Source organism: uncultured Sulfitobacter sp. (assembly GCF_947502895.1).
Lineage (GTDB): Bacteria > Pseudomonadota > Alphaproteobacteria > Rhodobacterales > Rhodobacteraceae > Sulfitobacter.
This window is the reverse complement of record NZ_CANNBM010000003.1, coordinates 208262-233024: the sequence shown is the minus strand read 5'-3', so window position 1 is coordinate 233024 and position 24763 is coordinate 208262. Positions and strand designations below refer to the sequence as shown.

Sequence of the window (24763 nt, the reverse complement as noted above, 5' to 3'; positions counted from 1 at the left end):
GGCCGCCTCATGCTCTGGCAACTTTGACTATTCGGCGGCGGGCTTCATGACAAAGCCGCTTTCGACGCGGTCTGACGGGATGACGGGGTATTCGCCAGAGAAACAGGCGTCGCAGTATTGCGGGCAGGATTTCTTGCGGCCCTCTGCTTCGCCCACGGCGCGGTAGAGACCATCGAGCGAGATGAACTTGAGGCTGTCGACGCCTAGATGCTCGCGCATTTCATCCTCGGACATGGTTGCGGCCAGCAGTTTATCGCGGTCGGGCGTGTCCACGCCGTAAAAGCAAGGCCAAGCGGTGGGAGGGCTCGCGATGCGGAAGTGGACCTCGGCTGCACCGGCATCGAGGATCATTTCCTTGATTTTGCGGCTGGTGGTACCGCGCACCACAGAATCATCGACCAGAATGATGCGCTTGCCACGCACCAAGGCGCGGTTCACGTTCAGCTTGAGGCGCACACCCATGTTGCGGATGCTCTCTGTCGGCTCAATAAACGTGCGGCCCATGTATTGGTTGCGGATGATGCCCATGGCGTAGGGGATACCGCTCTCAAGACTATAGCCGATTGCGGCGGGTGTGCCAGAATCGGGCACCGGGCAGACAAGATCGGCGTCTACGGGGTTTTCCTTGGCCAATTCACGGCCAATGGCCTCGCGTGTTTCATAGACCGAGCGGCCGCCGAGGATGCTGTCGGGGCGTGAGAAGTAAACATGCTCGAAAATGCAGAACTTTGACGGTTGCGGACGGAAGGGGAAATGGCTCTGCACGCCTGCTTCTGTGATCACGACCATCTCGCCCGGTTTGATCTCGCGCACGAACTCCGCACCGATGATGTCGAGGGCGCATGTCTCGGAGCTGAGGGCATAGCCATCGCCGAGTTTGCCCAGCACCAAGGGACGCACGCCGAGCGGGTCGCGGACACCGATGAGTTTTGTGCGCGTCATTGCGACGATAGAGAAGGCACCTTCGACACGGCGCAGGGCGTCTTCCATCCGCTCGGGGATGTTGCGCTGCAAGGACCGTGCCATCAGGTGAATAATACATTCGCTGTCGCTGGAGGACTGGAAAATCGAGCCGCGCTCGATCAGCTCACGGCGCAGTGCATTGGCGTTTGTGATGTTGCCGTTGTGGGCAATAGCAGCACCGCCCATAGCGAATTCGCCAAAGAACGGCTGAACATCGCGGATCGCTGTCTGACCCTTGGATCCCGCAGTGGAGTAGCGCACGTGGCCGATGCCGAGGCTGCCGGGCAGGGTTTCCATAACTTTCTGACTGGTGAAATTGTCACGGACATAACCAAAGCGGCGGGCGGACTGAAATCCGGCCTCTGCGTCATGGGTAACGATTCCGCCAGCTTCTTGTCCGCGGTGTTGCAAGGCGTGCAATCCGAGGGCGACAAAATTAGCCGCATCCGTGACACCGACGACGCCGAAAATACCGCATTCTTCCTTTAGTTTATCGCCGTCAGCATCATCTGACAGATAGGACGTATCAAAGGGATGTGCGGGAGGCATCTTCTTGGGCGGGGTATGGGACAAGGGAGCGCTCCTGAAGCCGACAAAGGATGGGGAGGGTGTACGAAACTCCGACGCGAGAGTCACGATATGATTGCGTGCAATCGACGTCTTGGGAGAAACAGTTTTATGGCAAGGTGATTTAGGATCGGAAGAATGTAAAAAAGGCTCCTGCCGCTGGGGGAGGAGCCTTTGATATGATTTGTGTTTACGTGCAGAGGATCAGCTTTCGGAACAGCTTGAGACCAGCTCTTCGTATTTGCCGGTGATCCACCCAAGGGCCTGATCGGGATCGGAATTCTGGATGTCGTCGGTAAAGCGGCCAAAGACCTGCGCGGAGCGGCTGTCGTCTACGATGGTAAACTGCTGGCCCGTGATAACTGTCGAATAGACAAAAAAGGCAATCGCCACCAGCAAGATACCGCGCGCCACGCCAAATATGAACCCGAGCGCCTGATCGAACCCGCCCAGAAACGAGCGCTGCACCAGCGAAGAGAACAGCGGCGTAAACAGGGAGACCACGACAAGAGTGATCGCAAGGACAAGTGTAAAAGCACCGATGATCGACAATTCACAACTGTCGGCAAGAAATTCACCGACGACAGGTATCTCACGCACCAGCGGTTCGACTTGCGGGGCAAATAGATAGGCCAGAACAGTAGCAGCGATCCAGCCGACAATGGCCATCAACTCGCGTACAAAACCACGACCATAGGCCAGCAGCGCCGACATCACGATGACAAGTGCAACAACACCGTCAATGATGGTAAAACCTTCCATACTCGTAGAGCCTTTCTGTCTGACGCTATCCTGCGCCGAATATTTCGCCCACAAACGCGGTCAGATCGGTCATGGGGCGCATGGTGATGCCGTCCACAACCACAGGTTTGCCGCCTTTGGGTGCTATTGCGGAGGTAAAACCAAGTTTTTGCGCCTCTTTCAACCTGTTTTCGGTCTGCGTGGCGGGCCGCAGCGCGCCTGACAGGCTAAGTTCCCCGAAAACCACGGTTTCAGCGGGCAGGGCGGTATCCTCTCGGGCGCTTAGAAGTGCGCAGGCTACGGCCAGATCGGCAGCGGGCTCGGATATTTTCATGCCACCCGCCACGTTGAGATAGACATCAAGCCCCGCAAAGGGAATCCCGCAGCGTGCCTCCAGCACGGCCAAAATCATTGCCAATCGTCCGCCATCCCAGCCGACAACCGTGCGGCGGGCTTGGCTATGGGGGGATGGCGCGACGAGAGCCTGAATTTCGACCAGCACAGGGCGGGTGCCTTCGATTCCCGCAAAAACGACGGAACCGGCAGAGGGCTGGCCGCGCTCGGAGAGGAACAGGGCAGAAGGGTTGGTGACTTCGGCAAGGCCACGGCCTGTCATTTCGAAAACGCCGATCTCGTCGGCGGGGCCAAATCGGTTTTTCACAGAGCGCAGAATGCGGAAGGGGTGGCCGCGCTCCCCCTCGAAATACAGCACGGTGTCAACCATGTGTTCGACCACGCGGGGGCCAGCGATCTGGCCTTCTTTGGTGACGTGGCCCACCAGAACAACGGAAGTGCCTGTGCGCTTGGCAAATGACGTCAGCTCATGCGAGGCGGCGCGGACTTGGGATACTGACCCGGGCGCACTCTCTACGTTATCCGCCCACATGGTCTGTATGGAATCGATGATCGCAAGGGCAGGACGCTCCTTGTCCAGTGTGGTCAGGATATCGCGCAGGTTTGTCTCGGCGCCCAGTTTGACAGAGGCATCCGACAGGCCAAGGCGCTGTGCGCGCATCCGCACCTGTGCCGAGGCTTCCTCACCAGAGATATACACAACGTGCAAACCCTTGTTTGCAAAGGCGGCGGCAGCTTGCAACAGCAGCGTCGATTTACCGATGCCCGGATCGCCACCGACCAGAATAGCAGAGGCGGCGACCAGACCGCCGCCCAACACGCGATCCAACTCACCCAGTCCTGACAGAGTGCGCGGCGGCGGCGCTTCCTCGGTGGCGAGATCCATCAGCTCCATCGAGGAGCCGCGCCGCGCGCCCAGTGATTTGGACGGCGGGCCTGCACTGATGCCTTTATCTTCTTGAATAGAGTTCCATTCGCCGCAATTATCGCAGCGACCAGACCATTTCGGGTAGGTTGCAGCACACTTGCTGCACGAGAAATTCTTGATCGGTTTTGCCATGGCGCTGTAGTGCCGCGTGTGGCGCGCAGGATCAATGGGAAACAATGACGGAGACAGCAAGATGATCAGAAGACTTGCGCTTGTACTGGCCTTTTTGTTTGCAACAACGGCCGCCCTCGCACAGAGCTATACCCCGCATGGCATGTCGGATGGCTATCTGAACATGCGCGCGGGTCCTGGAACATCGCATGGTATCATCAAGCGCCTGTATCCAGGGGACGAGCTGACGCCGATGTCAAAACGCGGAGGTTGGCTTCAGGTGCGATTGTTGCGGACGGGTGAAAAGGGATGGGTTTCGCAGCGGTTTGTAAAACGGGTGGATGTTACCAACGGACCGCTGATGTATGTCCAGCCCACCAGTGACGGCTTTCTCAACCTGCGCAAGGGGCCGGGCACACGCTATGGCATTATCTACCCGATGGAGACTGGCACAGAAGTGCGCCAGATCGGGCGGTCCGGCAACTGGATCAAGGTCCGTATGCTTGGTGGAACCGTGGGTTGGGCCCATTCACGCTATTTGAAATGAAGGTGATCCGGGGCGTTTCCAAATCGCAGGCTGCCGGATTATTCGGCGGCCTTGGGGAGCTCATAAACACTATTGTCGAGCGCGGTGCTGTCGAGCGGCGCGTCCTCGTCCTGTGTCACAGGCGGCTGCTGCACGTGTAGAATGGTTTCACGGCCCAACTGGGGAAGGATTTCGTTCATCTCTTCGGAGAGACGGGCAAGCTGGGCAGCGGCAACGCTTTCTTCAAGCTCGACTTCATGCAGCCAGTGTTTCATCTCGGTCGAGATAGCCTTGGCCTGATCCAGCCTGTCGTTGAACAGGTTGATCTCTTCCTGACGCTGTTTGAGAAAGTCGCGCGCACGGGAAATCTTTTCATCGGAATAGACTTCAGCCAATTCGCGGCTGATATGGCTCATCTGTGCGGCGGCTTCCAGCAGGGCAGGCTCAAGCGTGCTGAGATCGGGGTGATCGCGCAGATAGGCAAGACGTTCGCGGACCGCGTCAAACTCCGAGCTGAGCTGAAAAGTACGCCCACGGTCGGCGGCATGCACCGCGCCATATGCGCGGGCGACATCATCCATAGAGACGCTGAATTTACGGTGCGAGTTTTCCAGTTGCATGATGCGGGCGTTGGCAGGCAGGAAAAAGCAAATGCCAGCCGCCAGAACAGTGGCCGCAATCTGCAAATACATGCCCGAATTCTCGACCGGCTCGCCTGCGTAGCTGAAGGGCACATCAATCCACGCCCAGTAGCCCAGAGCGGCCATGATCGTTGCCGCCGTCAGACCTGCGGCACAGACCGCAAAGAAGAACAACGCCAGACGTTGCATCATATATTGTAAGAAAAACCCGAAGGCTTTCATCTGTTGCATCAATCTTCCCCAGGTGTGCGCATCAGCAAAATCCCGCCGATGGCCCATTGGGATCACGGTAAAGGGCGCGGTTGCATCTGCAAAGGGAAAATTAACCAATAAGTCGCTGTAACAGGGGGAATTGTTTCCCTAAAGTCACTCAATCCGTCGGTTTTGGGGAGAATTGTTGTGTTTTCCAGCCGATTACCAAGGATGCAAGGATACAGAACGTAAACAGGTAGAGGCCCCAAGCGACCTCGATACGGCCGATTCCGATTCCCTTTGTAAGAGTGATGTAGAGTGCAATCAGAAAAATGTCGGCCATTGCCAATTTGCCCAAAACCTCCAGCACTTTCTCAACGCGGTGGCTGAGTAGGCCAAAATGGATCAGCGTCAGGCCAATGGTTTTGAGATAAGGGGCAAAGAGCGCAAAGACCGTCACAACAAGAGCAAGGAAGATATCCGAAGCCCAAAGTGATTGCAGGCCAGTCATCACTGAAATCTCGCTCAGCCCGAACATCGGCAGCAGACCGGCGCGCATAAGAGGTGCAAACCATGCAACCGGATACAGGACCAGCAATGCGAGGTTCGCGATTTTGAGCGCGATCATGTGCGCCACGCCCGATCATATCGCGCGCCCAGACTGGTAAGGATTTCATACCCGATGGTGCCTGCATGTTCTGCCAGATCATCGACCGATTGGTGCGGTCCCAGCAATTGCAGGCTGTCCGGGATATCGGGCAGGTGGCTGACATCTGCGGTAATCAAATCCATTGAAACCCGCCCGATTACTGGCACTGCAACGCCGCCGCAGAACAATTGCGCTTTGCCGCCCATAGCGCGGATCAGCCCGTCGGCATAGCCAGCCGATATGGTGGCAATGCGCGATGGTGCGGATGCCGTCCAGGCATTTGCATAACCCACCGTTTCGCCCGCAGAAACCTCGCGGGTCTGGATAACGGGAATGTCCAGTGTCACCACAGATTGCGCGTCGGAAAAGGGCAGGCCACCATAAAGCCCAACCCCGGGGCGCACCATATCATAGTGATACTCTGCTCCTAACAACGTGCCGCCCGTCGCAGACAGCGAGCGCGGCACGTCAATGCCATTTGTCATGTCCTCGAACTGGGCGCGTTGTGCAGCGTTCATCGGGTGGTCTGGCATGTCCGCACAGGCGAGGTGCGACATGATTAGCGTGGGGTTCTGCGCCAATGCCAGATCACGCAAGGCTGACCATTCCGCAGGTTCCATCCCGAGACGGTTCATGCCTGTGTCCAGCTGTATGCCAAAAGGATGTGCGGGCAAGGCCTCAACATGGCGCAGCATCTGGTCGACAGAGTTAATCATCGGGACCAGATTTGCACCTGCAATAGCACCGGCATCCCCAGCCATATGACCAGAAAACACCGATATCGATGGACCCGCGCCCAAAGCACGGCGCAGTGCTACACCTTCCTCGGCCACGGCCACAAAGAAGTGCCGCGCGCCTGCTTGGGCCAGATGTTGGCCTACGCGGGCGGCATCCAGGCCGTAGGCATCGGCCTTTACCACAGCAGCGGTTTCGACTTGGGCGATATCTGCCAGCGCGCGCCAGTTGGCAGCGATCGCGCTCAGATCAATGGTCAGTTTTGCAGTACTCATTCCAGCGGTTTGAACATTGCGGCGCACGGCGTCAAGATTGCGCCGCACGGATGCCAGAGGAATTTTGAGCGCCAAAGGGTCGCTACGTCAGATCAACTAATCCTTGTGGGGTGCGCAACTGGCCTTAGACTGCGCTGTAAGAAGACCAACAAAAGAGGAGGAGAAGACAATGAAAACGGTTCTGAATACTGTGGTGCCAATCGCGCTTTTGGCAGCAGGGGCGGCAACGGCCAATCCGATTGACACGCAACTACCCGGTGCGCCCGCACTTGCCAGTTATGGCGATCTGCCTGTCGGTGTGCGCCAGCTTGAGATGGTAAACCCCGATCAAATCAACATTCTGGCGATTGATCCTGCGGCAGAGAAACCCGCCGAGATGCCACGCTATGACCGCCCGCTGACAGTAGAAATGTGGTATCCCGCAGCGGCAGGGGCCACAGGCTCTAACGAATTGCGCGCGTTTTTGCGTGACGGCACTACAGAGGTGACGCTGACAGGCAAGGCGATGCGCGATGCGGCCCCTGCGGCGACAGATACGCCTTATCCGCTGGTCCTGATCAGCCATGGATATCCCGGCAACCGCTTTTTGCTGGCGCATCTTGCGGAAAATCTTGCCTCCAAAGGCTACGTGGTTGCCTCTATTGATCACACGGACAGCACCTACCGCACGCAGGCGGCCTTTGGCTCGACCCTCGTGAACCGTTCGCTGGACCAGCTATTTGTACTGGAGGAAATGGCGGGCAAAGCAGCTGAGGGGGGCGAGTTTGCGGGCCTGTATGATGCCGACAACACAGGGCTGATCGGCTATTCTATGGGTGGCTACGGTGCGATCATCACCGCAGGCGGCGGCGTGACCGAAGCCTCGGTTGCCTATAGCTGGGGTGGGCCGCACGGCACGCTGGGCATCCATCAGGCGGGATCGGACACGCATAACGCATTGCCCGATCCGCGGATCAAGACCGCTGTGGCCTTTGGCCCTTGGGGCATGAACACAGGCTTTTGGGATGCGCAGGGGCTGGCCGGTGTGCAGATCCCGATGCTTTTCATTGCAGGATCACAAGACGACGTTTCGCTGTATGAAAACGGTGTCCGCGCGATCTGGGATAATGTGAGCGGTGTCGAGACCGCACTGCTGACCTATATGAACGGCGGCCATAACGCAGGCGCGCCGATGCCTGCACCAGCGGAGAGCTACTACTTCAACGAAGATAAGGGCTTTGACATCTCGGAGCATTATACCGATCCGGTCTGGGACACGGCGCGTATGAACAACATCGCACAGCATTTTGTGACTGCTTGGCTGGATCAACGCCTCAAGGCGGATGCAGAGGCTGGCAGCTATCTGGAATTGGTCGAGGATTCGAACGCCGGCGTCTGGTCCATGAACGAGGATGGGACCGAAAAAGACGACCATAATTACTGGAAGGGGTTTGCCAAAGGAACAGCCAAAGGCCTGATGTATGAGGTAAAAACCCCTCAGTAACCGGCTGAACGGGTAACACAAAGAGGGGCTGCACCGACCGTGCAGCCCCTTTCTTTTCGTCATATTCCGGACCAGTTCACACACATTAGAAACTGCGTGTAGCATTATGAAAAATATGTGAATTATCGCAGGGGTTGAGAGTTCTACCCAGTGTTATACACGGGACTTAGAACTCTTGTTCGTCAGCCCCTTGCTGCCATGGTTTGACCAGATTGCCAAAGCGGGTAAACCGGCCTTCAAAGCTCAACTCAACCGTGCCGATGGGGCCATGGCGCTGCTTGCCGATAACGACTTCGGCACGTCCATGCAGCCGCTCCATCTCTTCTTGCCAGATGGCCATTTTGTCCAGTTCGTGATCGCCGGGTTTTTCACGCTCTTTATAATATTCCTCGCGGAACACGAACATAACCACATCGGCATCCTGCTCGATCGAGCCGGATTCGCGCAGGTCTGACAGCTGGGGTCGCTTGTCTTCGCGGTTTTCTACCTGACGCGACAGCTGTGACAGGGCGATAACAGGGATATCCAGCTCTTTTGCGATGGCTTTGAGGCCCATGGTGATCTCGGAAATCTCGTTTACACGGTTTTCGGATTTGCCCGTACCGCGCACCAGCTGAAGATAGTCGATGATCAGAACATCAAGACCGTGCGTCCGTTTGAGCCGTCGCGCACGGGCGGCAAGCTGGCTGATGGGGAGGGCGGGCGTGTCGTCGATATAGAGCGGACAAGATTCCAGCGCCTTGGCCGCATCAACAAAGCGGCGGAATTCGCCCTCGGTCATATCGCCCGAGCGGATTTGCTGGGATGGAATTTCGGAAGCTTCGGACAGGATACGTGCGGCAAGCTGCTCGGCGCTCATCTCCAGACTGTAGAAGCCGACCACGCCGCCGTCTATCGCCCCTTCGGAGCCATCGGCCAGTTGGCCACGCTTGTATGCTTTGGCGACATTGAACGCGATGTTGGTCGCAAGCGATGTTTTACCCATAGACGGACGACCCGCGAGAATCAAAAGGTCAGAGCGGTGCAGCCCGCCCAGCTTTTTATCCATGTCGATCAATCCGGTAGATACGCCAGACAATCCACCGTCTCGTTGATACGCAGCATTTGCGACCTCAACGGCGTCGGTTACCGCTTTGAGAAAGCTCTGAAAGCCGCTTTCGACCTGACCTTGTTCGGCCAGCTTATATAATTGCTGTTCGGCTTCGACGATCTGCTCGCGCGGCTCGCTTTTGACATCGACGGTTGCGGCCTTTGCAGCGATATCGCGGCCCAGCGTGATCAGTTCGCGGCGCACGGCCAGATCATAAATCATCTGCGCATAGTCGCGCACGGCAAAGGCTGCGACAGCCGCACCAGCGAGGTTGGCAAGATACGCGGGGCCACCCAGCTCTTGCAGGCCTGCGTCATCTTCCATGAAGGCCTTGAGCGTGACAGGGCTGGCGAGGTTGTTTTTGCCGATGCGGGCCGAGGCAATTTCGAAGATTCGTGCGTGTACCGGATCGTAGAAGTGCTGTGGACCGATGATCGAGGCGACGCGGTCATAGACATCATTATTGGTGAGAATTGCACCCAGCAATTGCTGCTCTGCCTCGATGGAGTGGGGCATCGTCTCGGCGGCCTGAACAGCGATGCCTGTTGTGTTTACGGATGAAATTTCATTCATGACTTACCCCTTTGGTCCCCGCCGCCGTGATAGCGAAGGGGGGCTGGGTGCGCAAATTGTATGTTTTTGTGGATAACCCTTGGGCGGGTCCCCGCGCGGCTACATCTTGCGATGAAAGGCCCGTGTGGGTCAATGGGTGGTATCAGCCCTTGCGTGCTTCCTGCCACGCGCGGGGAGATTTCAGGAATTTTTCCACCTCGTCCAGCGTGTCCTTGGGGAAGGCACCCTGTGCTTTGGCCTCGGCCAGAACATCCCACCATGTGCAGAGGTGGTGCAAGGCTACGCCGTGATCGCCCAGCGTCTTGGTCGTCTCTGGAAAGATGTCATAGTAAAAGATGACGGCTGTATGCCCGCAGGTGGCTCCCGTGTCGCGGATCGCGTCCACAAAGCTGAGTTTGGAGCCGCCATCTGTGGTGAGATCTTCGACCAGCAGGACGCGCTGACCTTCGCTCATGTCGCCTTCAATGCGGGCGTTTTTGCCGTAGCCTTTGGGCTTTTTGCGCACGTAGGTCATGGGCAGGGCCATACGCTCGGCCACAAGGGCTGCAAAGGGGATGCCCGCCGTCTCGCCGCCAGCGATATTGTCGAATGCCTCAAAGCCTGCATTGCGCATGACTGTGACCGTCAGGAAATCCATAAGCGTCGCGCGGATGCGCGGATAGCTGATCAGCTTACGGCAATCGATGTAGCTGGGAGAGGGCAGACCAGATGCCAGCGTGTAAGGCTCGTCCGTGTTGAAATTCACCGCGCCGATCTCCAGCAGCATACGGGCGGTCAGGCGGGCAATCTCGGATGCGTCGGGATAGGTCGTGGGGATCATGTAACGGTGTCCTTGGTGGCAGGCGGCGGATTGAGTTTAAGGGAAAAATAAAGAAGCGTCAGACCGTCCAATGGAGTGTCATCTGTGGGTCAAATACGGTGACGGGCCCTTCGGGGGTGTCGATGTGGCCGGGGTAGGTGGCCGTTTCGCGGACCAGTGTAAGCGTGTCGTCATTTGGCGCAAGGCCGTAGAACGCGGGGCCGTTGAGGGATGTAAATGCTTCTAGTTTGTCCAGTGCGCTGTCTTGCTCAAACACTTCGGCAAGGATCGACATGGTGTTGGTTGCCGTAAAGCAGCCCGCACAGCCGCAAGGCAGCAGCTTGTTCTCATCCGTATGCGGTGCGGAATCGGTGCCGAGGAAAAAGCGTGCATCGCCCGAGGTGGCAGCCGTCCGCAGAGCGAGGCGGTGTTCTTCGCGTTTGGCAACGGGTAGGCAGTAATAATGCGGCTTGATCCCGCCAGCTAGGATGTGGTTGCGGTTTATTACCAGATGGTGGGTGGTGATTGTGGCACCGAGGTTCTTGTCGTTGGCCTTTACATAGTCAACCGCGTTCGAGGTGGTGATATGCTCCATCACCACGCGCAGGTCGGGATGTTGGCGGCGGATCGGGTCCAGCACACGGTCGATGAACACGGCTTCGCGGTCGAAGATATCGACGTCATGGTCGGTGACTTCGCCGTGGGTGCAGAGCGGCAGGCCGATTTCCGCCATTTTTTCCAGAACTTTGGCGACATTGGCAAAGTTGGAGACGCCGGAGGCGGAATTTGTGGTGGCCCCTGCAGGATAGAGTTTGACGGCTGTGATCAAACCCTCGGCATGGGCGGCGGCCACATCTGCAGGGTCGGTATCTTCTGTCAGATAGAGTGTCATCAAAGGGGTGAATTCATCGCCTTGCGGAACAACGGCCATAATACGATCGCGGTAGGCGCGTGCATCAGCGGATGTGACCACGGGCGGCACCAGATTGGGCATGATAATCGCACGGGCGAAGTGGCGGGACGTATGCGGCAACACAGCGCGCAGCATATCGCCGTCGCGCAGGTGAAGGTGCCAGTCGTCAGGACGGCGGATCGTGTGGGCTTGTGTCATGACCGCGTGCTAGCACGGCCTGCACACCCGCGCTAGTCGTTCTTGGCTTTTGCTTTTTCGTACGCGGCGATGCGGCGGGCAAAACGGGGGGCATGCATGCGCGACGTAACATTGCGTGCTAAGGCAATGGCCAGTTCCGTCCGATGCTGGCTGTCTAGCGCATCAAGCAGGTTGCGCAGATAGGGACGGTGCGTGCGCCGTGCACGCATCATCCGTGCGAAGGCCAGTTCATCCAGCGTGCTGTCCGAGATCGCAAGCAGCAGCGGGGCCAGCTGTTCTATCTCCAAAAGATCGGTCTGGATGGCGTCACCCATGTGGCGGATGCGCAGTTTGTGTGTGTTGGGGCGGGTAAAAAGGGCTGCGTGCATCGCATCGAGCTGCTGGCGCGGATCATAGACCACATAAGCGGCCTCGGCGCCGTCCAGCATATCTGGCGCATAGCCGTAGCGGGAGGTGAAGTCGGTCCGGCGCATATCGGTAAAGCGGTCGTCCCATTCGGTGATGCGCGGATCAAGCGTTGCTTGGGGTTGGACGGCCAGCACACGTGCCTCGGGCGAGGCGACGGAAAAGGCGGCAGCGGCATAGCCGCAAGGGCCTGCGCCATAAAAGATCACCTGCTCGAATTCATCGAAGAAACCATCGTCGATCAGGCGGTCAAAATAACCATAGACGGCCTTGTCGCGGAACCACGTGTCGCCGTTCGATGCGATACACAGTGAGGACCAGTTGTGCGCGAGCATCATTTCCCACCCAAGCGGCTGTGCAAGCGGGGACAGGGCAGGGATGCCCTGCAAGGTTTCGAAAGTAACAAGCAGTGTGGAAGATTTTTCGACAAAAGCCGCATAATGGCGTTTGCCCAGCTGTTCGAAATAGCCGTCCTCGTCGCACAGCTCTTCTACGGCGGCCAGCCAGTCGGCTTTTTTCATACCGGCGAGTGATGTCTCGAAATTCAGGGCCTCGGATGCCATATGCGTGTCCTCAATCTGGTCCGACGTGATTGTTTGTTTCGTCGGTTCAGAGCCGGGGATAGCATCGCAATAGGGCGAAATTGCGGAAAATGCGCGCTATATTAGGGCGCGTTCTGGGCCATCTTTCGGGCAAGATTTGCGTGGTTGATCATAAATTGCGCGGCGCGGCGTGGTACGGGCTGGGACGGTGGCGTCATCATAAGACGCCCGAAGAGAGCGCGAAACGGTTCACGCTTCATCAGGGTCTCAAACCGCGCGCTGCGCCATTTTACGGCATCGCTATGCAGCTGTGCGAGCACGGGGTCAGCCATCAGCGCATGCAACTGGGCGGTGCGGGAGGGATGCGTGTTTTGAATGGTTGTGTCTTCTTCGGTATTGAAATTCCGTTCAACCCAATAGTCGAGGCCCAGCATATCATCACTGTGTACAGCGCGGCCGCGATCGGCTTTCAGGACGTAACTCTCCATCGCACCCAGCGGGTAATGGTTGAGCTGGACCAGCCCGTAGTTGTCCTGCCCGAAGTTGGAGAAGATGCGTTTTGTCGCAAACTGATCGGGAAGGGGGGTGCCATTGCCATCAAACCAGCGCGCTTGTGCTATTTTTTTGTCATTGATGTCGCGGGGGCGGTGCACACCGGGTTTGCGGTAGGTGTTGTCGTTTCGGTAGAGGGTCTTGAACATAGACGCGCGCCATGGCCAGTGCATGATTTTCGGCGCTGCATGGGTAAAAGTGTCGAGTACAGGGGCATCGGTATAGCGCAACTGGTTGTTCGCGCCAAACAGCCGCCATGTCAGCGTGATCGCCGTTGCATCAGGAATAGCCGCATGCAAGGCGGCGAGGGTAAAATCGCCGCAGTGAATATTCACGAATTCATCGACATCCAATGGCAAGATCCATTTGGCGCGTTTTACAAGCTTGTGCTTGGCAGCCTGTTTCAGAGCGGTAAACTGTATGCCGCCCTTGGCATGGGGCCCATCATTGCGGATATGGGTGACGTGACCCATCGCCTCCAGACGGTCCAGCATCAGGTCTGTGCCGTCCTGGCAATCATTCGAAAAAATCAGAAAGTCGTCAAAACCCACTGCGCGGTGATGGGCCAGCCATTCGAGAAGGAACGCCGCCTCGTTGCGTACGCACAGGATAGCGACATGGCTCATCCTACCACGCGCGCCGGAAACAGACGACCTTGTGCGTGGAAGCGCGGGCGTAATAGGCCAGCCCAGCGTCCATCATCGCACGGAAAACCGCGTTTACGCCATCGGGGCCGATGTATTGGGGATGCAGTTCAATCATTGCGCCGCGCAGACCTGACATGTCCAGATGCGGCAGCAGGGTGGCTTCGGCACCTTCAATATCTGCGATCAGAATGTCAGGTTTGATTTCTTTGATGACATGGCCTGCGTTCAGCACATCGACTTTGACCTTTTCGGTGGTCTCGGGCGTGTCGCCCTCCAGCGGCTCCATCGAGGAGGACAGCAGGTTTTTGCGCACGTAGAAATTGGTACTGCCGTTGCGTTTGCCCAAAATGCCGTGAGTGACATGGGCATTGGTCAAACCGTTGGCTTCGTGCACGGACTGGATATAGGGGATGAGAGAGGGGTTCGCCTCGAACGCAAAGACGTTTTTGATCTTGCGCCGTGTGGCGACCAGCGTGGACATATAGCCAATGCCTGCACCCAGTTCGATCACAGTGTCTTCGTCGCGCACCAGCTTGAGCACACAGTTGGTTTCCTTGGCCTCATAGCGGTTGTCACGCAGCGCGCCGCGCAGCTGGCCTGTGATAAAGTGCCCGTCCTTGGGGAATTTCATGCCCTTTGACGTGATATAGGGGTCGCGGTTGGGGGTATTGCCGTCCATCTAGCTCTCCATATCCAGTGCGAGGGCGTAGGCCACCCGCTCGGTTTCGGTCAGTTTTACGGCCAGCGCATCGCGGTAGAGGTCTGCGAATTCAGGATTCTTGTGCAGCTCTGCAGCTTTGGCGCGGTGCCATTCCTGACCCGTTTCGTGCCACTGACGCAGGGTCTCGTCCTGCATCAAGCGGTCAAATTCCGCGCGCAGGCGCGGTACGTTCCGTTTGATTGTGATGTCGCGGAAATCGGACCAATCCATGCGGATCCAGTAGTTGATCCCGATAGAGCGATCTACGTGCAGCGCACGACCGCGTTGACGTTTGATGAGAAACGATTCAGCCGAGCGCAGGGCATAGTGATTGAGTTGTAGCAGATCGTAGCCGATGTTCTTCTTTGATGAGCGCCAGCCGTTTTCGGCCACGTCTTTGGTCATATCCTTGCCCGAGCCATTGACCCATTTGACCTTGTTCTGGAATGCTTCATCCAGCTTGTTCGGACGGTGGCACGAGATTTTCTCATACGCACCGATGTTTTTGAACATTGTCTTGAAGCCCCAAACAGTATGGGGTTTGGGGCAAAATTTGGGGGCGCAAGTCTCGAACTGGTCGATGACAAAATCATCATTCAACTGTGTCACACCATTATGCCCGAACAGGCGCCACGTCATGGCGACATTGGTTGCGTCTGGTACAGCGGCGAGGAAGTCCTGTACCGTGCCATTGCCGCAGCGCACGTTCATAAATTCGTCCACGTCGATGTGGATGATCCATTCGGCGTTCTTGATTACCGGCTCTTCCAACGCGGAATTGAGCGCGTATTGCTGGGGCGAGTTGCCTTTCCACGCGTCATTATTGCGGTGTTGCAGTACACCCATTTCCTGCAAACGGTCGAGGATTTCTGATGTGCCGTCTTCGCAGCCGTTTGTATAGATGAGGAAATTATCAATCCCCATAGCGCGGTGATAGGCCACCCATTCAACGATATAGGGGGCTTCGTTTTTCATGCAGCCCACGATGACATTGCCCGAATTGCCCTGCGGCAAGACACGCGGCGTGATCTCGGTATAGGCGGCAGCCAATTCTTCTTCGTTCACTGACCCCATTTTGTTGTGGGGCGCAAAGGAGGAGCTGCGTAGTTTTTCAAAGTTCTGCACGGCCAGCGGGGGCATCAGTTTGCGGGCAGAAGCGGTCAGCCCGTCAGGGGCGTCTTCATCGCTGCGGGCAGGGGCGTCTTGCTGTGCGGCGGCGGCTGGTTCGGGCAATCCATTGACGCTGCTTGCAAGGCGCGCAAGGTCTTCGGCGCGTTTTTGCTGTTCTTCGCGGGTGGCTTTGTCGATACGCCACATATAGCCCAACAGGTATTGCGACGGGCGAAAGCCGAACATCGGGTCGGCCTCGGCCCATGTGCCTTTGGCGCGGGGCGCTTTGAATGTGTCGGGGTGCAGGCCTGCGTGCTTTTTGAGCAGTGATTTTAGTCCAGCGGCAAAGTGTTTTGTGATCGGGTGCAGCGAGGCAAGATCAAGGGGCGGTCCGTCAATGCCCACATCCTGTACAAAGCTGCGCCACATCTGGCGCGGCAAAATACGCTGGCGGCTGGCCAATACCTGCAAGATCAGCGCATTGAGTTGCCTACCCCTTGTCAGAGAGGCAGCGGGCGCAGGCGGCGGCGGAACGATCTCGCTCGCTTTGCCGATGTTGCCTTCGATTTGAAAGGTTTTGCAGATGTCGTCCGTCACGTCAGCTTGGGCAAACCGCGCTTCGTCGTAGCTGTGAAGCTCGACACAGCCTTTGCCGAATGTCTGCTCCCAGAACGCGACCATAGCGGGCAGATCAAGCCAGTGATTGGGCGCTTGGGTTTCTGCAAATACACCAGCGGCGGGATCGATGCGGGGTGTCGTCTCAACTGCGGTCTGCCACCAATCGGTTCCGACCAGATCAAGCTCTGCCTGCAGGGATATGCCGCGCCCTTCGAGAATTTGCGCAGCATAGGCGCGGGCCAGCATCCGCACGGGCAGGTCAACATGGGCAATCACGCGGATATCATCCGACAGCGGCGTGAGCATATCGCGCAGCCGCGCCAGCTCGGTTTGCGTCCGCAAACTGGATCCTAGCTGCGCGCAGGAGACGATAAGCACGTCGGGGCTTTGCTGGGCCACTTCACGCGCCAGATCAGCGGTAACAGTATCGCGCAGAACAGCCTGTTTTTGCGGCGTAATATAACCACGGTTAAACCGGAGCGGGTCCACATGCCCCGGATCGGTGACAGCCATGAACAGGCGCGTGTGGTTCTTGTTTCCCGGCGCGCGGGCAAACAGCACATCCTTGCGCAACAGCTGCTCACGCTTGTCCGCGAGGACGGACTGTACCCGTGCGGCGCTGGCCTCTTCAGGGCCAATATGAAGGTAGATGCGCATTAGCTTGCTCTATTCTGGGTGTTTGCGTTGATCTGACCCCACCAAGGCAGATCAATGCCGATATGGGTTGCGACAAGTCGATGGGATTTGGGATCAGCAACATCGTATTCCAGAAACGAAGGATCACCTGCAAATATTGCTGCAAGATGCGCGTAATGTCCGTCAATCCACTGGATGCGCTCGCGACTGGTCTCGCCATACCCTTCGGGCAGGCCCGGAATATCGGATGCGGGCAAACGGTCTGTGCCCAAATCCGACCACGCCAACATGGATTGCGAGACATCCCAGCTGTCGCGCCGTGAGGCCAGAAACCGTACATCAGGATGGTGCTTGCGGATCGCATCGATCAGCCCGAAGTCCATTTGAGGCCACAGTGATTTGCCCTTGCGCAGGCAACTCAGCTCGGTCAATGCCGCAAAGTCCTCGAAAAAGGCAGCGGGATCACCTGTCTGGAAATAACCACGGTAGAGCAGATCAGCCACAAAGGCGTCCTGCAACTCGGGCGTTTTTGTTTGGCGCGGGCGGATGCGGTGATCGGCGACACGGAAACCTGCGATTTTCAGCGCGCGGGCGAGGCTGGTTGTACCTGTCTTGGGCAAGCCCAGATTGACGATTTGAAAAGTACTCACGATGTAGGCTCCAACAAGCCCAGATCGCGCAGCATCGCTTCTTCTTGCGGGGGCAGCTTGGACGCGGCGCGCAGCTGCTTTTGCATTTTGCGGTATTCTTTTTGCTCCAGCAGGGCATCGCGGCGGGCAACATGTGCGGCGACACAGGCCTCGTGCAGGGCCGCAATGTCGCCTTGGGATTTCAGCGATGCGATCTGTTTTTCCAATGCAGGCAGATACCGCTGGATGGACGTGTCCTCCCATGCCGGATCATTGCGTTCGCGCCAATACGTGTCGTCAAACGCGCGGTTTTCGCGGTTTACATCGCCGCGGTCGTTTTTGACCAGATAGCTATCAAGACTGCGCAGTGCGTAATGGTTTAGCGTAGCATAAGCCCGTGCGCCGGCGGCTGGAAAGCGGCGGATGCGGCGCGGGTTGGCGGCAACAAGAAAGCGGTGCGGCACGTCGCGCCCTGATCCGTCTGTCCAGCTTGGGCGCTGGTTCTTTTTGACCTTTGGGCGAAAGAACGGGCGATGCGCGCCAAAGTACTGAAGCGGGAAGTCCTGCCGCACCAGTGATTTAACCTCGATCGCCGCCTCGCCACACCATAGGTCGGGATTATGCGAGCGGGTGAATTGCGCGATAACAGGGCTGTCCTCGAACTGCTCGATATCGTCATTTGCAAAGAACTGGAAATTGAGGCTGATCGCGTGCGGGTCGCCACAGGCCTCGATGAGTGCGGCAAAGCTATGATCGCCTACGTGAATATTCGGAAATTCGTCCACATCAGCGATCCAGACCCAATCGGCATCGCTGACAATGCTCTGCTTTTTGGCATCTTTGAGCGCTTCCATCTGGTAATTGCGCCCCTCTGCGGGGTTGGGCAGATGGGTGATATGGCCCAATTCAGCCAGAGCATCCAACAAGGTGTCGGTGCCATCGTCACAATCATTGGAATAAAACAGAAAGTTGGTCACGCCAATGCATTGATGAAACGCGATCCATTCCAGCAAGAAGGGACCTTCGTTCTTCACACAAGTCACAGCCGTAATGCTCAGATCACGCATCATAGCGTCCTCGCACACAGGCTGCCGCCGTTGGTTGGTGTATCAACATGTCCGCCTCATCATCGGGTATCGGTGCCAATCATGGCCCGCGACCTCTTTTTTGCTCATTAACACGATGCCATCTTGCACGATATGCGTCAATCTTTGCGGGCGATGCGCTGTCTGGCCGTGACATATCTATCATTGCTCCCTTGACCCGCAGGGCGGCTGGTGGCCTGATAAGCACAGACATAGCCTCGGGGGATAGCGCAGAGCATGAATGGCACAACATCCATAGACGCAGTACAAAAAATGTTGGGTGATCAGGGGTATGTTTGTGGCCGCCCTCTCGCAACGGTTGTATTCCTGAGCCTCAAACTGGGCCGCCCACTGTTTCTGGAGGGCGAGGCAGGGGTGGGCAAAACCGAAATTGCCAAAGCACTCGCCGCCAGCATGGGCCGTCGTCTGATCCGGCTGCAATGCTACGAGGGGCTTGATGCATCCTCCGCCGTATATGAATGGAACTTTGCCGCCCAGATGGTTGCTATTCGCACGGCCGAAGCGGCAGGCAGCACAGATCGCGCCAGCCTGAACGCAGAGCTGTTCAGCGACGAGTTTCTGATCGAACGGCCATTACTCCAGGCTTTGCGCCCCGACGAGAATGGCGCACCTGTGCTGCTGATAGACGAGCTGGACCGCACCGATGCGCCGTTCGAGGCCTTCCTTCTCGAAGCACTCAGCGATTTTCAGGTCACAATCCCCGAAATGGGCACGATAAAAGCGCCCGAGCCGCCTATCGTTATTCTCACGTCCAACCGCACGCGCGAAGTGCATGACGCGCTCAAGCGCAGATGCCTGTACCATTGGGTCGACTATCCCGATTTTGACCGTGAAATGGACATCCTCCAAGCCCGCGCGCCAGAGGCCGCCGAGGCGCTAAGCCGCGAAGTTGTGGCTTTCGTCCAACGCCTGCGCACCGAAGATCTGTTCAAAAAACCCGGCGTGGCCGAAACAATCGACTGGGCCAAATGCCTTCTGGCGCTGGATGCGCTCACGCTCAGCCCCGAAGTCATTGCGGACACTTTGGGGGCCGTCTTGAAGTACCAAGACGACATCGCAAAACTGCAGGGCTCCGAAGCCAAACGCATCCTTGATGAAGCAAGGGCAAGCCTCGACGCATGACGCGCTTCTTTATTTTTCCCTTAAACTCAATCCCGTCCTCGCCCCGCGCACAGGTGGCTGGGGATGGTTGAATACGCCCCACTGGAGCTGCCCGATAACCCGCGCCTTGCAGGCAACATCACCCATTTTGCCCGTGCTTTGCGCCGCGCAGGGCTTCCCATCGGGTCAGGGCGCGTCATCGATGCCATTCGTGCTGTTGAAGCGGCAGGTTTTACAGAGAAGCGCGATTTCTATTGGACCTTGCATGCTTGTTTTGTGAACAGGCCCGAACATGCGCGCGTCTTTGCACAGCTGTTTCGCCTTTACTGGCGTGATCCGCGCTATCTGGAGCACATGATGGCAGCCATGTTGCCCGCAATCCGCGGGGTGCAAGAAGAACAGCCCGCGCAAGCTGCCGAAAAGCGCGCCGCAGAGGCCCTGTTGGACGGTGCCGAAGCGCCACCGCGCGAGGAAGAGGCGGAGCCACCCGAAGAGGATGCGCTGATCGAAGTGGATGCATCCCTGACCATGTCCACGTCAGAGCGGCTCAGGACACTTGACTTTGAGTTGATGAGCCTTGCGGAAGTGGCCGAGGCCAAGAGGATGTTGGCCCGCCTGAGCCTGCCGATCAAACCCTTGCCGTCGCGCAGGTCAGGCCCCAGTTTCGGGCGGGGCACCGTGGACGCTGGGCGCAGCCTGCGCGCAGCGATGCGGCGTGGCGGCGAAATGCACGCATTGGCGCTCAAGCGGCCCAAACCGCGTTGGCCTAATTTGGTGGTGCTATGTGACATCTCTGGCTCCATGAGCCAGTACAGCCGTATAATCCTGCATTTCCTGCACGCTGTTGCGAACGAACGGGGGGCGGGCTGGGCGCAGGTGCATGCTTTTACCTTCGGAACGCAGCTGACAAATATCACACGCCATTTGCGCACCCGCGACGTGGACGCGGCGCTCAAGGCGGCGGGTGCGGAGGCACAGGATTGGGAAGGGGGGACGCGGATCGGGCAAAGCATTGAAGCATTTAACCGCGACTGGTCGCGCCGTGTTCTGGGGCAAGGCGCTGTTGTGTTGTTGATCACCGATGGTCTGGACAGGGATGATCCGGACGCATTGGCCCGCCAGATGAAGCGGCTGCACTTGTCGGCACGGCGTGTCATCTGGCTAAATCCGCTGCTGCGCTGGGACGGGTTTGCGCCAAAGGCTGCGGGCATTCGCGCGATGCTGCCTCATGTGGACAGTTTTCGCGCAGGCCATTCTATTGCGTCACTCGAGGCACTGGCGGCCGCGATTTCCAAGCCCGATGATGCGGGGGAGAAAGCGCGACTGATGCAAATGATGGAAGGCGGGTAGGGGGCGCTGCCCCCGCTGTGCGCAGCACAGCCCCCCGGAGTTTAAGGGAAAAATAAAGAAGTGTTTCAGGTCACGGTTGCGGCAAAGCTGCTGGCGTAGATCTGTGCCAGATCGGCTAGTGGGGCGGTGCTTTCGCCAAAGGCCAGCGTATCACCGCCGAATATGCCGACATGGCTGAGCACAAGCCCTTCTGCTTCGGCGGTCTGGCGCAGCGCCGTGACGGTTTCGGGGGCAGCTGCAATCAAGTAGCGGGCCTGATCCTCTCCGAACAAATGCGCTGTGCTGTCTGTTTCCAACGTGAGGCCAAGACCTGCGTGGTTTGCCATCTCGAAGGCTGCCAGAGCCAATCCGCCATCCGAAAGGTCGGTACAGGCGGCAATTTTTGTGTGGTTTGCACGAATAAACTGGCCATGAAGCGCCTCAACCGCCAGATCAACAGCAGGTGCATCGCCATCACTGCGGCCAAAGGCTTCGGCGAGCAGGGCAGACTGGCCCAGATGGCCAAATCCTTCGCCCAGAACGAGTGCGACATGACCGCTGCGTACATCAAAGCCGATAATGTCGCTGGTGTTTTTCAGCAAACCAACCGCGCCAATAGTAGGCGTGGGGAGGATGCCCGAACCGTCGGTTTCATTGTAGAGCGAGACATTGCCTGACACGATTGGCATATCCAGCGCAGCGACGGCTTCGCCGATACCTTTGATCGCGCCCACAAACTGGCCCATGATTTCGGGTTTTTCCGGATTTCCGAAGTTGAGATTATCGGTGGTGGCAAGGGGCGTGGCACCCACGGCGCAGAGGTTGCGGTATGCTTCGGCTACGGCCTGTTTGCCGCCCTCGAAAGGGTTGGCTTTGACATAGCGCGGGGTCACGTCCGAGGTGAAGGCCAGTGATTTATCCGTGCCGTGGATGCGAACAATGCCAGCCCCCCAACCCGGGGTGCGCGCGCTGTCTGCCATGACCATCGTGTCATATTGCTCATATACCCATGCTTTGCCGCCATAGTTGGGCGAGGAAAGCAACGCCTTGAGACCGTCAATCGGATCGATTGTGGGGATCTCTGTCAGCGGCTCTGCGGCCGGTGTCTCGACCCACGGGCGGTCATATTCGGGAGCGGTTCCAGAGAGCGCTTTGAGCGGCAGATCGGCCTTGATCTCGCCATTCAGGCGGATGAGGAAGCGGTCTTCGGCGATTGTCTCGCCCACGATGGCGAAATCGAGGTCCCATTTGTCGAATACAGCTTTGGCCTGCGCTTCCAATTCGGGGCGCAGCACCATCAGCATCCGCTCTTGGGATTCGCTGAGCATCATCTCGTAGGCTGTCATGTTGATTTCGCGGGTTGGGACCTTCTCAAGATCGAGGATCACGCCGAGGTTCCCCTTGTCGCCCATCTCTACAGCCGAGCAGGTGAGGCCAGCGGCCCCCATGTCCTGGATCGAGATCACCGCACCTGTTGCCATCAGTTCCAGCGTGGCTTCCATCAGGCGTTTTTCGGTGAAAGGGTCGCCCACTTGTACGGTGGGGCGCTTGTCTTCAATCGTGTCGTCGAACTCCGCACTGGCCATTGTGGCACCGCCCACACCGTCGCGCCCTGTTTTGGCCCCCAGATAGACGACGGGCATACCCACGCCCGAAGCGGCAGAGTAAAAAATCTTGTCCGCATCAGCGAGGCCCGCAGCGAATGCGTTGACCAAGCAGTTGCCGTTATAGGCAGGGTCAAAGCGGACTTCGCCCCCAACGCAAGGCACGCCAAAGCAGTTGCCATATCCACCGACACCAGCGACTACACCGTGCACCAACTGCTTGGTCTTGTGGTGGCCCGGCTCGCCAAAGCTGAGCGAATTCATGGAGGCGATGGGGCGGGCGCCCATCGTAAAGACATCGCGCAGAATGCCGCCCACACCTGTGGCGGCACCTTGATAAGGCTCGATGTAGGACGGGTGGTTATGGCTCTCCATCTTGAAGACGACAGCCTGACCGTCACCGATATCGACCACGCCTGCGTTCTCGCCGGGGCCGCAGATGACTTGGGGACCCTCTGTAGGCAAGGTGCGTAGCCATTTTTTGGAGGATTTATACGAACAATGCTCGTTCCACATGGCCGAGAAAATTCCCAGTTCTGTGAAGCTGGGCGTGCGGCCAATCAGATCAAGGATTGTTTGGTATTCACTATCACTCAGCCCGTGGGCGGAAATGATGTCTTGGGTGATGGCTGGCTCTGACATGGTGGCACTCCGCACGGGCATAAAACTTGGCCCCTCTCTTAGGGCAGGAGTCTGCAGGGGGGAAGGGTGATTTGCGCAAAGACGCTTGGTTGTGCAGGAAAGGGGGGCTAATTTGCGGGATGTGATGGCTATATTTTGCTGTCAGACAAGCGGGCAGAACGGTTGGTTGTGCGGGCCGCTGTGTGCTGGACAAAAAAAGACCGGGCACAAAGGCCCGGCCAAGTCCAACAGGGAGGTATAAAGCGAGCCGCACGGGGCGTCTCAGCCTTATACTGATGAATTAGGGTGCGGCCTGATCATTATCAAGGCAGATTCTATAACTACCGAAGCATGTCTGGTATGCGCCAGTTGCATAGCTGGCGCGGCTGGCCTTAGCTTTCTTTGAGCTGTTTGCGGTATGTAATGATCTCGTCTTGGACAAAATCCTTAAAGGCTGCCACGCGCTTGCTTTGGCGCAACTCTTCTGGGTAGGCAAGGAAAACAGGCACTTCGGCTGATTGCACATCTGGCAACACGCGCACCAGATCAGGGAAATCCTGTGTGAGGTAGTCGGGTAGCACACCGATGCCTAGATTGTGCAAAACGCCTTGCAGCACACCGAAGTAATTGTTCACGGTCAAAAGCGATTTGACGTCGTGCAGCATAAGTTGCTGAATGAGGCTCAGGCCTGCGCCTACCTGATCGCTGTCTGTGTTCTGGCAAATCAACCGATATTTTGTCAGATCATCCAGTGTTTCGGGTGTTCCGTTTTCTTTGAGATAGTCGGAGCTGGCATAAAGACACATGCGCACCGTCATAAGACGTTTGCGCACCAGATCGGCCTGCGATGGCTCTTTCAGGCGGATCGCGACATCGGCCTCGCGCATGGGCAGGTCCAGCACCCGTTCCTCAAGCATAAGATCGACCTTCAGGTCGGGATATTTATCGTAGAGTTTGGACAGGCGCGGAGCGAGCCACAGAGTGCCAAAGCCCGTGGTGGTGGTCACGCGCAGCTCGCCGAAGACTTCTTCTTCGCTGTCACGGATGCGGGCGGCAGCTGCGTCGAGACGTTTTGTCATAGCGCTTGTTGCATCAAACAGCAGCTCTCCCTGCTCGGTGAGAATCAGGCCCCGCGCATGGCGGTGAAACAGGTTCGTGTTCAGCTGTTCTTCCAGCCCGCGCACCTGACGGCTAACAGCAGATTGTGACAGGTTCAGCTTGTCCCCCGCATGGGTAAGCGAGCCTGCATCAGCCACCGCGTGAAAAATTCTCAGTTTATCCCAGTCCATAACACGCCTTTCAGATTATGATCTGTCTATCGGAAGTGGGCGCGCGGACATACCCCAAATGGACGGGGAAAGTTGCCGAAAACGGATAAGGGTCTATACAGGTCAGCATATGTGACCTATTGTGCTGCTATACTAT

21 protein-coding genes are annotated in these 24763 nt (G+C 57.6%); 4 read left to right on the top strand and 17 right to left on the bottom strand.

Annotated elements, in window-relative coordinates; all coding sequences use genetic code 11:
• Nucleotides 1-27: 27 nt before the first annotated feature.
• From purF to radA, 3 genes are all read right to left on the bottom strand, one after another.
• Complete coding sequence (gene purF / locus Q0903_RS14150) at nt 28-1512, bottom strand: amidophosphoribosyltransferase (protein WP_299416790.1); 1485 nt, start codon at nt 1510-1512, stop codon at nt 28-30.
• Nucleotides 1513-1734: 222 nt separating this feature from the next.
• Nucleotides 1735-2292 (bottom strand): CvpA family protein, encoded by a 558-nt coding sequence (locus Q0903_RS14145; RefSeq protein ID WP_299023715.1) that lies wholly within the window; start codon nt 2290-2292, stop codon nt 1735-1737.
• 25 nt (nt 2293-2317) lie between these two features.
• On the bottom strand, nt 2318-3685 hold the full coding sequence (gene radA, locus Q0903_RS14140; RefSeq protein ID WP_299023714.1) for a DNA repair protein RadA: 1368 nt from the start codon (nt 3683-3685) through the stop codon (nt 2318-2320).
• Between the two features lie 61 nt (nt 3686-3746).
• On the opposite strand from radA, the gene Q0903_RS14135 reads away from it, so the two are divergent.
• A complete protein-coding gene (locus tag Q0903_RS14135) occupies nt 3747-4211 on the top strand; it encodes an SH3 domain-containing protein (protein ID WP_299416502.1) in 465 nt (154 codons plus the stop codon).
• Nucleotides 4212-4249: 38 nt separating this feature from the next.
• Here Q0903_RS14135 and Q0903_RS14130 read toward each other — a convergent pair whose 3' ends face one another.
• The 3 genes from Q0903_RS14130 to alr form a co-directional block, all read right to left on the bottom strand.
• Entirely contained in the window at nt 4250-5062 is an 813-nt protein-coding gene (locus Q0903_RS14130) for a DNA repair protein (protein WP_299416500.1), read from the bottom strand.
• 139 nt (nt 5063-5201) lie between these two features.
• Nucleotides 5202-5651 carry a paraquat-inducible protein A gene (locus Q0903_RS14125; RefSeq protein WP_299416497.1) on the bottom strand — a complete coding sequence of 150 codons (450 nt, stop codon included), beginning with the start codon at nt 5649-5651 and terminating at the stop codon, nt 5202-5204.
• Nucleotides 5648-6682, bottom strand: a complete 1035-nt coding sequence (alr, locus tag Q0903_RS14120; protein WP_299416494.1) for an alanine racemase — start codon at nt 6680-6682, stop codon at nt 5648-5650. The genes Q0903_RS14125 and alr overlap by 4 nt, the downstream gene beginning before the upstream one ends.
• 169 nt (nt 6683-6851) lie before the next feature.
• Here alr and Q0903_RS14115 point away from each other — a divergent pair, with 169 nt between their 5' ends.
• Nucleotides 6852-8165 (top strand): dienelactone hydrolase, encoded by a 1314-nt coding sequence (locus Q0903_RS14115; RefSeq protein ID WP_299023705.1) that lies wholly within the window; start codon nt 6852-6854, stop codon nt 8163-8165.
• Nucleotides 8166-8331: 166 nt separating this feature from the next.
• On the opposite strand, the gene Q0903_RS14110 is transcribed toward Q0903_RS14115, so the two are convergent.
• From Q0903_RS14110 to Q0903_RS14070, 9 genes are all read right to left on the bottom strand, one after another.
• Nucleotides 8332-9828: a replicative DNA helicase gene (locus Q0903_RS14110; protein WP_299023704.1), complete on the bottom strand. Its 1497-nt coding sequence runs from the start codon at nt 9826-9828 to the stop codon at nt 8332-8334.
• Nucleotides 9829-9970: 142 nt separating this feature from the next.
• On the bottom strand, nt 9971-10648 hold the full coding sequence (locus Q0903_RS14105; protein ID WP_299416491.1) for an orotate phosphoribosyltransferase: 678 nt from the start codon (nt 10646-10648) through the stop codon (nt 9971-9973).
• 58 nt (nt 10649-10706) lie between these two features.
• The gene (gene pyrC, locus Q0903_RS14100) at nt 10707-11738 is read right to left on the bottom strand and encodes a dihydroorotase (protein WP_299416488.1); all 1032 of its coding nucleotides are present in this window, start codon (nt 11736-11738) and stop codon (nt 10707-10709) included.
• 32 nt (nt 11739-11770) lie between these two features.
• On the bottom strand, nt 11771-12706 hold the full coding sequence (locus tag Q0903_RS14095; RefSeq protein ID WP_299416485.1) for a phosphoadenosine phosphosulfate reductase: 936 nt from the start codon (nt 12704-12706) through the stop codon (nt 11771-11773).
• 101 nt (nt 12707-12807) lie between these two features.
• Nucleotides 12808-13863 (bottom strand): glycosyltransferase family 2 protein, encoded by a 1056-nt coding sequence (locus tag Q0903_RS14090; protein WP_299416482.1) that lies wholly within the window; start codon nt 13861-13863, stop codon nt 12808-12810.
• 1 nt (nt 13864) lies between these two features.
• Complete coding sequence (locus Q0903_RS14085; protein WP_299416480.1) at nt 13865-14563, bottom strand: FkbM family methyltransferase; 699 nt, start codon at nt 14561-14563, stop codon at nt 13865-13867.
• On the bottom strand, nt 14564-16969 hold the full coding sequence (locus tag Q0903_RS14080; RefSeq protein ID WP_299416477.1) for a glycosyltransferase family 2 protein: 2406 nt from the start codon (nt 16967-16969) through the stop codon (nt 14564-14566). It abuts the gene before it with no gap.
• The gene (locus tag Q0903_RS14075; protein ID WP_299416474.1) at nt 16969-17598 is read right to left on the bottom strand and encodes a sulfotransferase; all 630 of its coding nucleotides are present in this window, start codon (nt 17596-17598) and stop codon (nt 16969-16971) included. Before Q0903_RS14075 ends, Q0903_RS14080 begins: the two co-directional genes overlap by 1 nt.
• A complete protein-coding gene (locus Q0903_RS14070; RefSeq protein WP_299416789.1) occupies nt 17595-18635 on the bottom strand; it encodes a glycosyltransferase family 2 protein in 1041 nt (346 codons plus the stop codon). The genes Q0903_RS14075 and Q0903_RS14070 overlap by 4 nt, the downstream gene beginning before the upstream one ends.
• A gap of 264 nt (nt 18636-18899) precedes the next feature.
• On the opposite strand from Q0903_RS14070, the gene Q0903_RS14065 reads away from it, so the two are divergent.
• Nucleotides 18900-19805 (top strand): MoxR family ATPase, encoded by a 906-nt coding sequence (locus Q0903_RS14065; RefSeq protein WP_299416472.1) that lies wholly within the window; start codon nt 18900-18902, stop codon nt 19803-19805.
• A gap of 63 nt (nt 19806-19868) precedes the next feature.
• Nucleotides 19869-21134 carry a VWA domain-containing protein gene (locus tag Q0903_RS14060; protein WP_299416470.1) on the top strand — a complete coding sequence of 422 codons (1266 nt, stop codon included), beginning with the start codon at nt 19869-19871 and terminating at the stop codon, nt 21132-21134.
• 65 nt (nt 21135-21199) lie between these two features.
• Here the strand turns inward: Q0903_RS14060 and purL are convergent, their stop codons facing one another.
• Together purL and Q0903_RS14050 are read right to left on the bottom strand one after the other, a co-directional pair.
• Complete coding sequence (gene purL / locus Q0903_RS14055; RefSeq protein WP_299416468.1) at nt 21200-23359, bottom strand: phosphoribosylformylglycinamidine synthase subunit PurL; 2160 nt, start codon at nt 23357-23359, stop codon at nt 21200-21202.
• A gap of 371 nt (nt 23360-23730) precedes the next feature.
• Complete coding sequence (locus Q0903_RS14050; RefSeq protein ID WP_299023687.1) at nt 23731-24627, bottom strand: LysR family transcriptional regulator; 897 nt, start codon at nt 24625-24627, stop codon at nt 23731-23733.
• Nucleotides 24628-24763 lie beyond the last annotated feature (136 nt).

Bases quoted from the DNA above. Each gene is read 5' to 3' on its own strand.
- purF (WP_299416790.1), bottom strand. From the start codon at position 1,512: ATGCCTCCCGCACATCCCTTTGATACGTCCTATCTGTCAGATGATGCT.
- Q0903_RS14145 (WP_299023715.1), bottom strand. From the start codon at position 2,292: ATGGAAGGTTTTACCATCATTGACGGTGTTGTTGCACTTGTCATCGTG.
- radA (WP_299023714.1), bottom strand. From the start codon at position 3,685: ATGGCAAAACCGATCAAGAATTTCTCGTGCAGCAAGTGTGCTGCAACC.
- Q0903_RS14135 (WP_299416502.1), top strand. From the start codon at position 3,747: ATGATCAGAAGACTTGCGCTTGTACTGGCCTTTTTGTTTGCAACAACG.
- Q0903_RS14130 (WP_299416500.1), bottom strand. From the start codon at position 5,062: ATGCAACAGATGAAAGCCTTCGGGTTTTTCTTACAATATATGATGCAA.
- Q0903_RS14125 (WP_299416497.1), bottom strand. From the start codon at position 5,651: ATGATCGCGCTCAAAATCGCGAACCTCGCATTGCTGGTCCTGTATCCG.
- alr (WP_299416494.1), bottom strand. From the start codon at position 6,682: ATGAGTACTGCAAAACTGACCATTGATCTGAGCGCGATCGCTGCCAAC.
- Q0903_RS14115 (WP_299023705.1), top strand. From the start codon at position 6,852: ATGAAAACGGTTCTGAATACTGTGGTGCCAATCGCGCTTTTGGCAGCA.
- Q0903_RS14110 (WP_299023704.1), bottom strand. From the start codon at position 9,828: ATGAATGAAATTTCATCCGTAAACACAACAGGCATCGCTGTTCAGGCC.
- Q0903_RS14105 (WP_299416491.1), bottom strand. From the start codon at position 10,648: ATGATCCCCACGACCTATCCCGACGCATCCGAGATTGCCCGCCTGACC.
- pyrC (WP_299416488.1), bottom strand. From the start codon at position 11,738: ATGACACAAGCCCACACGATCCGCCGTCCTGACGACTGGCACCTTCAC.
- Q0903_RS14095 (WP_299416485.1), bottom strand. From the start codon at position 12,706: ATGGCATCCGAGGCCCTGAATTTCGAGACATCACTCGCCGGTATGAAA.
- Q0903_RS14090 (WP_299416482.1), bottom strand. From the start codon at position 13,863: ATGAGCCATGTCGCTATCCTGTGCGTACGCAACGAGGCGGCGTTCCTT.
- Q0903_RS14085 (WP_299416480.1), bottom strand. From the start codon at position 14,563: ATGGACGGCAATACCCCCAACCGCGACCCCTATATCACGTCAAAGGGC.
- Q0903_RS14080 (WP_299416477.1), bottom strand. From the start codon at position 16,969: ATGCGCATCTACCTTCATATTGGCCCTGAAGAGGCCAGCGCCGCACGG.
- Q0903_RS14065 (WP_299416472.1), top strand. From the start codon at position 18,900: ATGAATGGCACAACATCCATAGACGCAGTACAAAAAATGTTGGGTGAT.
- Q0903_RS14060 (WP_299416470.1), top strand. From the start codon at position 19,869: ATGGTTGAATACGCCCCACTGGAGCTGCCCGATAACCCGCGCCTTGCA.
- purL (WP_299416468.1), bottom strand. From the start codon at position 23,359: ATGTCAGAGCCAGCCATCACCCAAGACATCATTTCCGCCCACGGGCTG.
- Q0903_RS14050 (WP_299023687.1), bottom strand. From the start codon at position 24,627: ATGGACTGGGATAAACTGAGAATTTTTCACGCGGTGGCTGATGCAGGC.